This window comes from Acidocella sp. MX-AZ03 (assembly GCF_027626035.1).
GTDB classification, from domain to species: Bacteria; Pseudomonadota; Alphaproteobacteria; order Acetobacterales; family Acetobacteraceae; genus Acidocella; species Acidocella facilis.
The window spans coordinates 3,110,515-3,123,547 of sequence record NZ_CP110774.1; the positions used below are offsets into that span (position 1 = coordinate 3,110,515).

Here is a 13,033-nt window from a genome sequence, read left to right on the forward strand (position 1 = left end):
GCTTTCCGTTGCCTTGAAAGCATATTCATGATCTCCGCGCTAATGCCGAATTTCTCCAGACTCGACGTTGCCTTCGCGCACGGCCAGGGCAGCTGGCTGTTCGACGCGCAGGGGCGACGCTATCTGGATTTCGCGGCCGGGATCGCGACCAATTCGCTCGGCCATAACCACCCGCATCTGGTGAAGGCGATTTCCGAGCAGGCGGCGAAGGTGATTCACGTCTCCAACCTCTATCGTGTGCCGCAGGCGGAGCAGCTGGCGGCGCGCTTTGTCGAGGCGTGCTTCGCTGACAGCGTGTTTTTCTGCAATTCCGGCGCCGAGGCGAATGAGGGGCTGATCAAGGCGATGCGCAAGGCGCAGTTCGATGCCGGGCACCCGGAGCGCACCCGCGTGATCTGCTTCGAGGGTGCCTTCCATGGCCGCACCCTCGCCACCATCTCGGCCACCGGGAACCCGAAATATCTGGAAGGATTCGGCAAGCCGGTGGAGGGGTTCGACCATGTGCCCTTCAACAATCTCAACGCGCTGCGCGCCGCCATCACCGCCGAGACGGCGGGGATTCTGGTGGAGCCGCTGCAGGGGGAAGGCGGCATCCGCGCCGCCGACCCGGATTTCCTGCGCGGCCTGCGCGCCGCCTGCGACGAGTTCGGGCTGATCCTCGGCTTCGATGAGGTGCAAACCGGGATGGGGCGCACCGGGAAGCTGTTCGCGCATCAATGGGGCGATGTCGAGCCGGATATCATGAGCCTGGCCAAGGGCATTGGCGGCGGCTTCCCGATGGCGGCGGTGCTGGCCAGGGAGCACGTGGCCAAGGCGCTGAAGCCGGGCAGCCATGGCACCACCTTCGGCGGCAGCCCGCTGGCCTGCGCCGTTGGCAATGCGGTGCTGGACGTGATCCTCGCCGATGGCTTCCTGGACCAGATGAACGAGACCGCGTCCTATCTGCGCGCCGGGCTGGAGAGGCTGATCGCCCGCCATGGCGACGTGTTCACCGAGCTGCGCGGCCAGGGGCTGCTGATCGGGCTGAAATGCGCGGTGCCGAATGGCGAGGCGCAGGCACAGGCGCTGCGCCAGGGCCTGCTGAGCGTCGCCGCCGGCGAGAACGTGCTGCGCCTGCTGCCGCCCTTGGTCGTCACCCGGGCCGATTGCGACGAAGGGCTCGCGATGCTGGAACAAACTGCCGCCGCCCTGGCCCCGCAGGTGGCGAAATGAGCGCGTGGGGATGGTGGGGCGGCCACGCGCAAAATAAAATGAGCGCGTGGGGATGGTGGGGCGGCCACGCGCAAAATAAAATGAGCGCGTGGGGATGGTGGGGCAGCCACGCGCCCAAGCAAAATCATTTGAGCGCCTCCGCTCAGGAGGCGAATAAATGAGCGCTGTTCTCTCCTTGCAGGACTCCGGCCCCCGGCATTTCCTGGACCTGAAGGATTTCTCCGCTGCCCAGCTGCGCGCCATGCTGGATGATGCCGCCGCCTTCAAGCGCAGCCGCGCCAACCCGACGCGCAAGCCGCTTGCGGGCAAAACCCTGGCGATGATCTTCGAGAAACCCTCCACCCGCACCCGCGTCTCTTTCGAGGTCGCGGCCAAGGAGCTGGGGGGCGATACCGTGGTGCTGTCCTCGAAAGACATGCAGATCGGCCGCGGCGAGACCATTCCGGACACCGCCAATGTGCTGTCGCGCTTCGTGCATGGCATCCTGTTGCGCACGGACCGCGCCGCCAAGATGCATGAGCTGGCGGCGCATGCCAGCGTGCCGGTGATCAACGGCCTCACCGAGCTTTCGCATCCCTGCCAGATTCTGGCGGATCTGCTGACCTTCGAGGAGCATAAGGGCCGGTGGCCGGGCAGAGCATCGCCTGGGTGGGAGATGGCAATAATGTCGCCGCCTCTTTCATCGAGGCGGCCGCGCGCTTCAACTTCAAGCTCCGCCTGGCCTGCCCGGAAGGCTATTTGCCGCGCCCGGAGGTTCTGGCCTGGGCGAAGGCCGAGGGGCGGATGTGGCACTGGGGCAGGACCCGGCCTGGGCGGTGGAAAACGCCGCCTGCGTGGTGACCGATACCTGGCTCTCAATGTCCGATTCCGAGGACGAGGCCGCCGCCCGGGCGAAAATCTTCGCGCCTTATCAGGTCACCAACGCGCTGATGGGCAAGGCCGCACCCGGCGCGATTTTCCAGCACTGCCTGCCCGCCCATCGCGGTGAGGAAGTGACCGCCGAGGTGATCGACGGCCCGGCCTCCGTGGTGTTCGACGAGGCGGAGAACCGGCTGCACGCGCAGAAGGCCATCCTCACCTGGGCGATGGGGTGATCCTCGCGTTTCCCGAAAAAACCGGCCGTCTGGCCGGTTTTTTTATGATCGTGCGTGGATTTGCGCAGCGCGCTGCAATCGATCCGGACCACACGCGAAAACGCGGCGCCGTGAACAGGGATGGCGATCGCGTCGCCACGCTGGATGAGCCGACCGCCTCGCCCGATTCCGCCAGCCGTGATATGGTGATCGGGCTGATGAATGATGCGAAATTCCGCGGCGCGGCGGCGGATATGGAGCCGCACATTGAGTCGCTGAGGGAAAACGCATGACGAATTTCAAGAATGCCCGGCTGGTGCTGCCGCATGAGGTGGTGGAAGGCGGCTTGCGCGTCGAGGACGGGCTGATCGCTGCCATCGGCGTGGCGGAGGGGTATGATTGCGAAGGCGATTTCCTGATGCCGGGATGATCGATTTGCATACGGATAATCTGGAGCGCCAGGCGCAGCCGCGCTCTTCCGCGCGCTGGCCCTCGCGTTCGGCGTTGCTGATCCATGACGCGCAATGTGCCGCCGCCGGCATCACCACCGTGTTCGATGCGCTCTGCCTTGGCGATATCGGCTTTGAGAAAGAGCGCAATCAGACCTTCCTCGACGGCTATGCGGATCTCTGCGCGCTGCGGCCGACCGGGGCGCTGAAGGTTGAGCATTTCCTGCATCTGCGCTGCGAACTTCCCGCCGCCGAGATGCCGGACATGCTGGATGAGGTGATCGATGATCCGCTGGTGAAGCTGATCTCGGTGATGGACCACAGCCCCGGCATTGGCGGGCAGTACAAGGATGAGGCGCGCTATCGCCGCATGCGCGCCGCCGAAGGCTTCAGCCCGGATGAGATCGAACACGTGATCACCGCGTTGAAATCCGCGCATCATGAAAACCACAGGAAAAATCGCAGCCGGATTGTGAAGCGGACGCTTGCGCGCGGCATTAAGCTGGCCTCGCATGATGACCATAGCGAAGAGGATGTGATCCAGAACGAGGCGGATGGCATTTCCATCGCGGAATTTCCGGTCTCGCTGGTCGCCGCGAAGGCGGCGAAGGCGCGGGGATGAAGGTGATCGCCGGGGCGCCGAACATCGTGCGCGGTGGCTCGCATTCGGGCAATGTCGCGGTGATGGATCTGGTGCGGCAGAATTTGCTGGATGCGCTGGCCTCGGACTATGTGCCGGCCGCGATGCTGGAGGCGGTGTTTGGGATCGTCGCGCAAAAGACGCTGGCGCTGCCTGAAGCGGTGGCGTTGGTGAGCTCTGGCCCGGCGGCTGTGGCAGGGCTCGCGGATCGCGGCCGTATCGAAGTTGGCCAGCGGGCGGATCTGCTGCAGATCCGGCTCTATGACGGGTTGCCGGTGATCCGCTCCGTCTGGCGTGGAGGCGTGCGCGTTGCCTGAGCCGTATCGCGTCGCGGTCTATTACGCGCCGGAGGCGGACGATCCGCTCTGGCGCGCCGGTTGCGAATGGCTGGGGCGGGATCCGGAAAGCGGCGCGGTTCTGGCACAACCGGCGTTGGCGGGCCTGCATGAAAATACACAAGATCCGCGCCGTTACGGCTTCCATGCGACATTGAAGGCGCCGATGGTGCCAAGGCACGGATTTGAGAGGTTTCTCTCAGCCGCGAAGGATTTCGCCGCGCGGCAAAAGCCGTTTTTGATGCCGCGGCTTGAGGTCATGCCGTTGCACGGTTTCCTGGCATTATGCCCAGCCGAACCGGCGGCTTCACTTTACCAGCTGGCGAATGGCTGTGTGGAGGCTTTCGACGCGCATCGCCTCCCGGAAAGTGCGGCAGCCCAGGCCAGGCGCGCGCAGGGACGCACGCCGCGCCAGGAGGAAAATATCGCCCGCTGGGGCTATCCGCTGGTGTTCGAGGATTTCGAGTTTCACATGACGCTGAGTGGGAAGATGCAAGACAATCCCTACGTGCCTGCAGCCCGCGCCCATTTCGCGGCGTCCTTGGCGCAACCGCGCATGGCGCGCAGCCTGGCGGTGTTTATTGAAGAGTCGCAAGGTGCAGCTTTCAGGCTGTTTCAGCGCCTGGCGTTCGGCGCATGAAGGGGCCGATGCTGGTTCTGGTTGTCGGGCCGTCTGGTGCTGGCAAGGATACGGTTCTCGCCTACGCCAAGGCGCATTTGGCGGGCTATGAGACGGTGGTGTTTCCCCGCCGCGTCATCACCCGCCCGCCCGGACCGGGTGAGGATCATGTCTGTGTCACCGAGGCGGAATTTGCATCCGAGCGCTTTGCCCTGGCATGGCAGGCGCACGGTCTGCATTATGGCATTCCCGCCGATATAGAGCGGGATCTTGCGGCCGGACGCATCGTGATTATCAATGTTTCGCGTGGGGTGATCGCCGAGGCGCGGGCGCGCTTTCCGTGCATGGTGGTGGAAATCACCGCGCCGCCGGAAATATTGGCGCAACGCCTTGCCGCGCGCGGGCGCGAAGATGCGGCGGCCATCGCCGAACGGCTGCACCGGGAGGGCGCTCAAATCGACGCCGATGTCACCATCATTAATGACAGGCTGCCTCAGGATGCCGGGGCGATGTTGCTGGCGAAACTTTCCTGATCCAAGAAAATCCAGCGCAAGGTGGACATGTCGGGGATGAGAGCCTCAAGCTTTTAGCTTGAGGCTCTCATTTTGATATTGCGAGCAATTTCATCTGTTTATCTTGACGCTACCGCGTCAATCTAAACACATATTGCGCTAAAGCCGCCGCCAATAGGCTTTGAAATATCCTTGCGCATCCAGCGCGGCGGGGGCGCCGACATGCACCGGATCGCCATTGCGGCAGCGCCAGCGATACAGGCTGTCATGCCCTGAAATATAGGCGGGCACGAAAGCCGCATTCGGGTTTTTGTCGCACCAGGGCTTGGCCGCCGGCAAAATGGTCGCCTTGTTGGCCGGCCCGCAGGGCAAATTGGCGCCGATGAAGCAGCCATAGGCTTTGCCATCCATGCAGCGCATCAGCGTCATTTTTTGCACCATCGCCGGAGGCGGGCCGTGCAGTTTAAAGGCCTTCACCGCTTGCGGCACCAGAGCGGCGGGCAGCGCGCGGGCGGCGGCGTCGGTCTGTCCCGGCGCGCAGAAGGCGGCGGCATGGGCCCTGGGCGCGAGGGCAAAAAGACTGAGCAACAGCAAGGCAAAACCGATTTTTCGCATGGAGGAGCCTGACATGCGGGGCGGGGGCGCGTCAAATGCCCCTGGGATTGCGCGGCTGGGTTGCCTATGTTTCCGCGGACCAGACCATCAGGCTTTCAGCTCGATGGTACAGTCTTTGTTTGAGCGAGCCATTTCATGTGTCGAGCTTGACGCTGGTGCGTCGGGCTCGACACATATGGCTCTGGAGGAGCAACGCCATGGAATATCGTACACTCGGCCCAACCGGTCTGCTGGTTTCGCGCCTGTGCCTGGGCTGCATGAGCTTCGGCGAGGCGCAGCGCGGCACCCATGAATGGACGCTGGATGAGGAGTCCAGCCGCCCGCTCATCCGCCAGGCGCTGGAGGCGGGTATTAATTTCTTCGACACCGCGAACATGTATTCCAACGGCTCGTCGGAAGAGTTTGTCGGCCGGGCCTTGAAGGATTTCGCCGCGCGCGATGAGATCGTGGTCGCCTCGAAAGCCTATTTCCCCTGGCGCGGGGCGCCGAACACCGGCGGGCTGTCGCGCAAGGCGCTGTTCCAGGCGGTGGATGACAGCCTCAGGCGCCTGGGTATGGAGTATCTGGATCTCTACCAGATCCATCGCTGGGACGAGGTGACCCCGATCGAGGAGACGATGGAGGCGTTGCATGACATCGTGAAATCCGGGCGGGTGCGCTATATCGGCGCTTCCTCGATGTCCGCCTGGCAGTTTTCCAAGGCGCAATATACCGCGCAGATCCATGGCTGGACGAAATTCATCTCGATGCAGAATCAGGTGAACCTGATTTATCGGGAGGAGGAGCGCGAGATGCTGCCGCTCTGCGCGGATATGGGGTGGGGGTGATCCCCTGGAGCCCGCTGGCGCGCGGCCGCCTGACCCGGCCCTGGGGCGAGACGACCAAACGCTCTGAGACGGATCTGGTGATCAAATCCATCTACACCAAGACCGAAGAACAGGACCGCAAGGTGGTGGAAGAGGTGGCGCGAATCGCGGCGGCGAAGGGGTGGGCAAGGCGCAGGTGGCGATGGCCTGGCTGCTGCAGAAGCCGGGCATCACCGCGCCGATCATCGGGGCGACCAAGGCGTCGCATCTGGCGGATGCGGTGGCGGCGCTGGAGGTGAGGCTGAGTGCCGAGGAGATCGCGGCACTGGAGGCGCCTTATGTGCCGCATCCGGTGGCCGGCGTGGCTAGCCCCAGGGGAACGCAAGGCTTGACGCTGAGCGTGATGTGAATGCGGTTATGTGTGGGGGGATGCCCCCACACATAACCGGGGCTTTACAGCGAGAAGCCCTTTTTCGCGAAATTATGGTGGCCTTCGACATAGCGCACCGTGCCGGATTTGGAGCGCATGACGATGGAATGCGTCACCGCCCCATGGCCCACGCGCCGCACCCCGTTCAGCATCGCGCCGGTTGTGACACCGGAGGCCGCGAACATCACATCGCCCTTGGCCATCTCGGTCAGGGTATAGATGCGGCTCGGGTCGGTGATGCCCATGCCCGGGCGCGCTCGATCTGCGCCTCATCCTCGAACATCAGCCGGCCCAGCATCTGGCCGCCGGTGCAGCGCAGAGCGGCCGCCGCCAGCACGCCTTCCGGGGCGCCGCCGGAGCCCAGATACATATCCACCCCGCCGCCCGGCAGTGAGGCGGCGATGACGCCGGCCACATCGCCATCGCCCAGCAGCAGAATGCGCGCCCCGGCTTCGCGGATCTTGGCGATCGATTCCTGGTGGCGGTCGCGGTCCAGCATGCACACCATCAGCTCGGAAATCTCGATGCCCTTGGCCCGCGCCAGGTTTTTCAGATTTTCCTTCACCGGCGCGTCGAGCGAGATCACCCCCTCCGGCAGCCCCGGGCCGACGGCGATTTTTTCCATATACACGTCAGGCGCGTTGAGGAAATTGCCGTGCTCGGCCAGCGCCACGGTGGTGATGGCGTTGGGGCCGCCCTTGGCGGTGATGGTGGTGCCTTCCAGCGGATCGACGGCGATGTCCATCGCCGGGCCGCCGCAGCCGACCTTCTCGCCGATATAGAGCATCGGCGCCTCGTCCATTTCGCCTTCGCCGATGACCACGGTGCCGTCGATGGCGACGGTGTCGAAGGCTTTGCGCATGGCTTCCACGGCGGCGCCATCGGCCTCGTTCTTCTGGCCGCGGCCGATCCAGCGCGAGGCGGCGATCGCCGCCGCTTCGGTCACACGCACCAGCTCCAGCGCCAGGTTGCGATCAGAGACGTCTTCGAGACGGCGTTCGGTCATGGGCAAACTCCCTTATTTTGGTTCGATGCGGATCAAGGCCGGCGGCTCCAGCACCGCCGGCAAGGCGGCAATCCCCGCCAGCGCGGCATTCACCGCGGCTTCCTTGGTGTCGTGCGTCACCAGCACGATGGGCACCGCCTCGCCCGGGGCGCGGCCATGCTGGATCATGGATTCGAGCGAGATGCCATGGTCGCGCAGGATGGCGGTGACATCGGCGAGCACGCCGGGCTCATCCACCACCGAGAGCCGCACGAAATAGGCGCTGGCGAGTTCGGAGGTCGGCGTGATCGGCAGATCCTCCAGCGCGCTCTCCTCCATCCCCAGACCGGGACGCGGATATTGCGGGCGAGGTCGATCAGGTCCGCCACCACGGCGCTGGCCGTCGGGCCTTCGCCGGCGCCGCGTCCGCGCAAAAACACCGGGCCGGAGAAATCGCCTTCCAGCAGCACCGCGTTGAACACGCCATCGACGGTGGCAATCGGCTTCTCGACCGGCACCATGGTCGGGTGCACGCGCAGGGAGATGCCGGCCTCGGTCTGCTCGGCGATGCCCAGCAGCTTGATGCGGTAGCCCAGCTCCTCGGCGAAGGCGATGTCGATGGCTGAAATCCGGCGGATACCCTCGATATGCAGCTTGGCGAAATCAATCCGCGCGCCGAAGGCGAGGCCGGCGAGGATGGCGAGCTTATGGGCAGCGTCCACGCCATCGATGTCGAAGCTGGGGTCGGCCTCGGCATAGCCCAGCGCCTGGGCATCGGCCAGCACATCGGCGAAATCCCGGCCTTCCTCGCGCATGGTGGTGAGGATGTAATTGCAGGTGCCGTTGAGAATGCCGGCGACACGGCTGACCTTGTTCGCGGCCAGCCCTTCGCGCAGCGCCTTGATGACGGGAATGCCGCCCGCCACCGCCGCCTCATAGGCGATGGTGACATTATTGGCTTCCGCCGCCCGGGCTAGCGCGACGCCATGCACGGCGAGCAGCGCCTTGTTGGCGGTGACGAACTGCTTGCCGGCGGCAATCGCGGCCTCGGCCAGGGCTTTCGCCTTGCCGTCCGAGCCGCCGATCAGCTCCACCACCACCTCAACCTCCGGGTCATGCGCCAGGGCGAGGGCATCGTCATGCCAGGTCAGTCCGTCCAGCTTTACCCCACGGTCGCGGCTCTTGTCGCGCGCGGAGATGGCGGTGACCATCACCGGCCGGCCGGCGCGCGCCGCGATGAGTTCCTTCTGGGCGGCGAGCAGCTTGACGACGCCAGCGCCGACCGTGCCGAGCCCGGCGATGCCGATTTTAAGCGGTTTCACGATTTGACCTCTGATTCAGCCGGCGCCCCGTTGTCGGTCGCCAGGAAATGCTTGATGTTGCGCAGCGCCTGGCGCAGCCGGTGCTGGTTTTCCACCAAAGCGATGCGGACATGGCCATCGCCATATTCGCCAAAGCCGATGCCCGGGGCCACCGCCACCTTGGCCTTGGCCATCAGCAGCTTGGAGAATTCCAGGCTGCCGAGATGGGCATATTTCGGCGGGATCGGCGCCCAGGCGAACATCGAGCCTTCGGGCTGGGCACGTCCCAGCCGGCGGCGTGCAGACCCTTGATCAGAATATCCCGGCGCTCGCGGTAGAGATTGCGCATCTCTTCCACGCAATCCTGCGGGCCATTGAGTGCGGCCGTCGCCGCGACCTGGATCGGCGTGAAGGCGCCGTAATCCAGATAGGATTTCATCCGCGTCAGCGCCTTGATCAGATGCGGGTTGCCGACGCCAAAGCCCATGCGCCAGCCGGGCATGGAATAGGTTTTGGACATCGAGGTGAACTCGATGGTGATGTCCTTGGCCCCTTCCACCTGCAGCACCGAGGGGGCGGGTTGCCGTCGAAATAGATCTCGGAATAAGCGATGTCCGAGATGATGAAAATCTCGTGCTGCTTGGCCAGCTTCACCAGCGCCTTGTAGAAATCCAGCGTCGCCATATAGGCGGTCGGGTTGGACGGGAAATTGACGATCAGCGCGGTCGGCTTCGGCACGGAATGGCGCACCGCGCGGTCGATCGCGGCGAGCATGTCGTCATCCGGGGTGGCTGGGATCGAGCGCACCGAGGCGCCGGCGATGATGAAGCCGAATTGATGGATCGGGTAGGAGGGGTTGGGCACCAGAATGGTGTCGCCCGGCGAAGTGATGGCGGCGGCGAGGTTGGCCAGGCCCTCCTTGGAGCCGAGTGTGGCGATCACTTCGGTCTCCGGGTCCAGCTTCACCCCGAAGCGGCGCTCATAATAGGCCGCCTGGGCGCGGCGCAGGCCGGGGATGCCCTTTGAGGTGGAATAGCGGTGGCTGCGCGGGTCCTGCACGGTTTCCACCAGCTTCGCCACGATATGGGGCGGGGTGGGGCTGTCCGGATTGCCCATGCCGAGATCGATAATGTCCTCCGCGGCGGCGCGTGCCTTGGCCTTGGCGGCATTCACTTCCGCGAAGACGTAAGGGGGCAGGCGGCGTATGCGGTGAAACTCTTCGGACATTTTTCTGACTCGGTTGATAGAGGGTGACGCGGTGCTCAATACACCAATTGCACGAAGCCGCCAGAACCGGCGGCAAAGGCGTCCAGCTTAATCTTGTCGGCCGGCACGCCGGCGGCGGTCAGCGCATCGGCGATGCGCCGGGCGCGGGCGAGGGCGAGGCCCATCGAACCATCGCCGAAGCCGACGGCGCGGATGAAGCCATCCTGGCGCTGCGCGGCGACGCCCTGAATGACGCTTTGCTGTGCGGCCGGCAGCAGCGCCGAGCCGGGGGCGAAGGCGACGCCAACCGCCGGCCCGGGGGCTTGGGCGCCGGGGCGGGTGCGGGAGCCGGGGCCGGCTTGGGGGCTGGGGCGTTCACATTCGGGGTCTGGATGGTCAGGCCCGGCACGCTGGGCACGGGCGGCGGCGCCTCCGGCAGGCTCAGCCCGGCCAGGGCGCCGGGCGCGGGGGCGGAGACGCCGCTGCGCGCCTGGCTGGTGATGGCCGCCTGCGCGCCGGGAGCGGCGGGGGCTGGGGGCCGGCACATCCGCGAGGTTAGGGTAGGGCAGGTTCGTCCCCGGCGGGGGTTGCCGGTTCTGCGCAATCGCGCCACCTTCCTCCTTGTGGTATAAATTAATCGCCTGAGAACAACCACTAAGAGAGGTCGCCGCCAAGAATATCCATGAAGCCGCGAAACGCCGCCCGACCATTTCTAACCCCTCTTCGCTTGCCGTGCCTGGGTTCTGCCTGGGCCGAACCTGCCCCTTGTTAGCCCGAGAATAGACGCCACGGAAAGGATGCCCCCGCCATGAACGCGCCCATGCCGCCCCAGGAGAATGACATCAAGCTGCCCGACGCCCAGGCGCTCGGCCGCTCGATGGCGGATATCGCGGCCCGCAGCCAGAAGCTGGTGAATGAGTGGATGAAGCGCCAGGCGGCGGAGGGAATGGCGCTGGACCCGCTGAATGTCGGCAGCGCCTTTCTGGAAATGACCGCCAAGCTGCTCTCCAACCCCTCCCAGCTGATGGAAGCGCAGATGGGGCTGTGGCGCGATTACATGACGCTCTGGCAGAACACCGCGCGGCGGATCTGGGTGGGGGAGGAGCCGGACCCGGTGATCGCGCATGACCCGCGCGACAAACGCTTCGCCGACCCGGCCTGGCGGCAGAATGAGGTGTTCGATTTCATCAAGCAGAGCTATCTGCTCTCGGCGCGTTATATCAATGATGTCGTGACCCAGGTGGACGGGCTGGAGCCGAAGACGGCGCAGAAGGTGGATTTCTACGCCCGCCAGTTCATCAACGCGCTCTCCCCCAGCAATTTCGCCCTCACCAACCCGGAAGTGCTGCGCAAGACCCGCGAGACCGGCGGCGAGAATCTGATGCGCGGCCTCAACAACCTGCTCAATGATCTGGAGCAGGGGCGGGGCAATCTGCGCATCCGCATGACCGACACGGAGGCGTTCAAGATCGGCGAGAATATCGCCGTCTCGCCCGGCCAGGTGGTGTTTCAGAATGAGCTGATGCAGCTGATCCAGTACAGCTCCAGCACCGAAAACGTGCTGGCCCGGCCGCTGCTGATTTTGCCGCCCTGGATCAATAAATTCTACATTCTCGATCTGCGGCCGAAAAACTCGCTGGTGCGCTGGCTGGTCTCGCAGGGCCATACCGTGTTCATGGTGAGCTGGGTCAATCCGGACGAGACGCTGGCCGACAAGAATTTCGACGATTACATGCAGGATGGCGTGCTGGCGGCGCTGGATGCGATCGAGAAGATCACCAAGCAGCCGAAGGTGAACGCCATCGGCTATTGCCTGGGCGGCACGCTGCTGGCCTCCACATTGGGCTATATGGCGGCGACGGGGGATGAGCGCATCGCCTCCGCCACCTTCTTCGTGACGCTGACCGATTTCGCCGATGCCGGGGAGCTGGGCGTGTTCATCGATGAGGAGCAGCTCACCCAGATCGAGGAGAAGATGGCCAAGCGCGGCTATCTGGAGGGGGCGGAGATGGCCACCACCTTCAACATGCTGCGCGCCAATGATCTGATCTGGAGCTTCGTGGTGAATAACTACCTGCTCGGGCAGGAGCCGTTCCCGTTCGATCTGCTCTATTGGAATTCGGATTCCACCCGCATGCCGGCGGCGATGCATTCTTTCTATCTGCGCAACATGTACCAGAAGAACCTGCTCTGCCAGCCGGGCGGGATTTCGATGAAGGGGGTGGGGGTGGATCTCTCCCAGGTGAAGATCCCCTGCTATTTCCTCTCCTGCCGGGAGGATCACATCGCGCCCTGGACCAGCACCTATAAGGGGGCGCGCAATTTCGGCGGCCCGGTGCGCTTCGTGCTGGCCGCCTCGGGCCATATTGCCGGGGTGGTCAATCCGCCGGAGGGCGGCAAATATAACCATTTCATCAATGAGGCGCTGCCCGAGAGCCCGGATGAATGGTTCAAGGAGGCGACCGAAATCGCCGGGTCCTGGTGGCCGGATTGGCAGCGCTGGGTCACCGCCCAGAATGCCGAGACAGTCCCGCCGCGCGAGCCGGGCAAGGTGCGCGGCTTCAAGGCGCTGGAGGCGGCCCCTGGCTCCTATGTGGCGGTGCGCAGCTAGAGCAACATCCAGTCAAACGAGATCGTTTGATCGGATAAAGTTGCTCGCTCGAACAAAAAGCGAGAGCGTATCCCGTGCGCCAACGTGAACGGAATACGCTCTGGCGCAATGTCTGCTTGGATGACGCGCCGCCTCCCAAACCACGGCGGGACAGTCAAAAAAGCGCATTCGCCCAGAGATGTTTTGCAGTGCCCCGCTAAACTTTCCCTCCCAGGAAACCGGAAAAAACGCCCCGCCTT

The 13,033-nt window shown here is 64.5% G+C and carries 12 protein-coding genes and 4 pseudogenes; 11 read left to right on the forward strand and 5 right to left on the reverse strand.

The genetic code is table 11. The features are described 5' to 3' along the window. Positions 1-27 precede the first annotated feature (27 nt). The 8 genes and pseudogenes from GT370_RS17165 (at position 28) to phnN (ending at position 4,861) form a co-directional block, all read left to right on the forward strand. Positions 28-1,212, forward strand: coding sequence for an aspartate aminotransferase family protein (locus GT370_RS17165; RefSeq protein ID WP_008495089.1), 1,185 nt, complete (start codon positions 28-30; stop codon positions 1,210-1,212). A gap of 157 nt (positions 1,213-1,369) precedes the next feature. Beyond that, a pseudogene (argF, locus tag GT370_RS17170) lies at positions 1,370-2,306 on the forward strand (ornithine carbamoyltransferase). After that, the gene (locus tag GT370_RS17175) at positions 2,303-2,578 is read left to right on the forward strand and encodes a hypothetical protein (protein ID WP_008495091.1); all 276 of its coding nucleotides are present in this window, start codon (positions 2,303-2,305) and stop codon (positions 2,576-2,578) included. Before argF ends, GT370_RS17175 begins: the two are co-directional and overlap by 4 nt. Then, entirely contained in the window at positions 2,575-2,715 is a 141-nt protein-coding gene (locus tag GT370_RS17180; RefSeq protein WP_270183439.1) for a hypothetical protein, read from the forward strand. Before GT370_RS17175 ends, GT370_RS17180 begins: the two co-directional genes overlap by 4 nt. After that, a complete protein-coding gene (locus GT370_RS17185; RefSeq protein WP_270183440.1) occupies positions 2,712-3,356 on the forward strand; it encodes a hypothetical protein in 645 nt (214 codons plus the stop codon). Before GT370_RS17180 ends, GT370_RS17185 begins: the two co-directional genes overlap by 4 nt. Further along, entirely contained in the window at positions 3,353-3,691 is a 339-nt protein-coding gene (locus tag GT370_RS17190) for an amidohydrolase family protein (RefSeq protein WP_270183441.1), read from the forward strand. The genes GT370_RS17185 and GT370_RS17190 overlap by 4 nt, the downstream gene beginning before the upstream one ends. Next, the gene (locus GT370_RS17195) at positions 3,684-4,349 is read left to right on the forward strand and encodes a DUF1045 domain-containing protein (RefSeq protein ID WP_008495093.1); all 666 of its coding nucleotides are present in this window, start codon (positions 3,684-3,686) and stop codon (positions 4,347-4,349) included. The genes GT370_RS17190 and GT370_RS17195 overlap by 8 nt, the downstream gene beginning before the upstream one ends. A gap of 8 nt (positions 4,350-4,357) precedes the next feature. Beyond that, positions 4,358-4,861, forward strand: coding sequence for a phosphonate metabolism protein/1,5-bisphosphokinase (PRPP-forming) PhnN (gene phnN, locus GT370_RS17200; protein ID WP_008495094.1), 504 nt, complete (start codon positions 4,358-4,360; stop codon positions 4,859-4,861). A gap of 138 nt (positions 4,862-4,999) precedes the next feature. Here phnN and GT370_RS17205 read toward each other — a convergent pair whose 3' ends face one another. After that, positions 5,000-5,455: a hypothetical protein gene (locus GT370_RS17205; RefSeq protein ID WP_008495095.1), complete on the reverse strand. Its 456-nt coding sequence runs from the start codon at positions 5,453-5,455 to the stop codon at positions 5,000-5,002. A 197-nt stretch (positions 5,456-5,652) separates the two neighbouring features. On the opposite strand from GT370_RS17205, the gene GT370_RS17210 reads away from it, so the two are divergent. Together GT370_RS17210 and GT370_RS17215 are read left to right on the forward strand one after the other, a co-directional pair. Next, positions 5,653-6,282 carry an aldo/keto reductase gene (locus GT370_RS17210; RefSeq protein ID WP_270183442.1) on the forward strand — a complete coding sequence of 210 codons (630 nt, stop codon included), beginning with the start codon at positions 5,653-5,655 and terminating at the stop codon, positions 6,280-6,282. 160 nt (positions 6,283-6,442) lie between these two features. Next, positions 6,443-6,670, forward strand: a complete 228-nt coding sequence (locus GT370_RS17215; RefSeq protein WP_270183443.1) for an aldo/keto reductase — start codon at positions 6,443-6,445, stop codon at positions 6,668-6,670. Between the two features lie 44 nt (positions 6,671-6,714). Here GT370_RS17215 and glpX read toward each other — a convergent pair. From glpX to GT370_RS17235, 4 genes and pseudogenes are all read right to left on the reverse strand, one after another. Then, positions 6,715-7,697, reverse strand: a pseudogene (gene glpX, locus GT370_RS17220) (class II fructose-bisphosphatase). Positions 7,698-7,709: 12 nt separating this feature from the next. Further along, a pseudogene (locus GT370_RS17225) lies at positions 7,710-8,998 on the reverse strand (homoserine dehydrogenase). Further along, a pseudogene (locus tag GT370_RS17230) lies at positions 8,995-10,204 on the reverse strand (LL-diaminopimelate aminotransferase). Before GT370_RS17230 ends, GT370_RS17225 begins: the two co-directional pseudogenes overlap by 4 nt. 35 nt (positions 10,205-10,239) lie before the next feature. Continuing rightward, on the reverse strand, positions 10,240-10,728 hold the full coding sequence (locus GT370_RS17235; protein ID WP_270183444.1) for a hypothetical protein: 489 nt from the start codon (positions 10,726-10,728) through the stop codon (positions 10,240-10,242). A 263-nt stretch (positions 10,729-10,991) separates the two neighbouring features. Here GT370_RS17235 and GT370_RS17240 point away from each other — a divergent pair, with 263 nt between their 5' ends. Then, positions 10,992-12,794, forward strand: a complete 1,803-nt coding sequence (locus GT370_RS17240) for a PHA/PHB synthase family protein (protein ID WP_008495100.1) — start codon at positions 10,992-10,994, stop codon at positions 12,792-12,794. Positions 12,795-13,033: the final 239 nt, after the last annotated feature.

Bases quoted from the DNA above. Each gene is read 5' to 3' on its own strand.
- GT370_RS17185 (WP_270183440.1), top strand. From the start codon at position 2,712: ATGATCGATTTGCATACGGATAATCTGGAGCGCCAGGCGCAGCCGCGC.
- GT370_RS17240 (WP_008495100.1), top strand. From the start codon at position 10,992: ATGAACGCGCCCATGCCGCCCCAGGAGAATGACATCAAGCTGCCCGAC.
- phnN (WP_008495094.1), top strand. From the start codon at position 4,358: ATGCTGGTTCTGGTTGTCGGGCCGTCTGGTGCTGGCAAGGATACGGTT.
- GT370_RS17180 (WP_270183439.1), top strand. From the start codon at position 2,575: ATGACGAATTTCAAGAATGCCCGGCTGGTGCTGCCGCATGAGGTGGTG.
- GT370_RS17190 (WP_270183441.1), top strand. From the start codon at position 3,353: ATGAAGGTGATCGCCGGGGCGCCGAACATCGTGCGCGGTGGCTCGCAT.
- GT370_RS17165 (WP_008495089.1), top strand. From the start codon at position 28: ATGATCTCCGCGCTAATGCCGAATTTCTCCAGACTCGACGTTGCCTTC.
- GT370_RS17205 (WP_008495095.1), bottom strand. From the start codon at position 5,455: ATGCGAAAAATCGGTTTTGCCTTGCTGTTGCTCAGTCTTTTTGCCCTC.
- GT370_RS17210 (WP_270183442.1), top strand. From the start codon at position 5,653: ATGGAATATCGTACACTCGGCCCAACCGGTCTGCTGGTTTCGCGCCTG.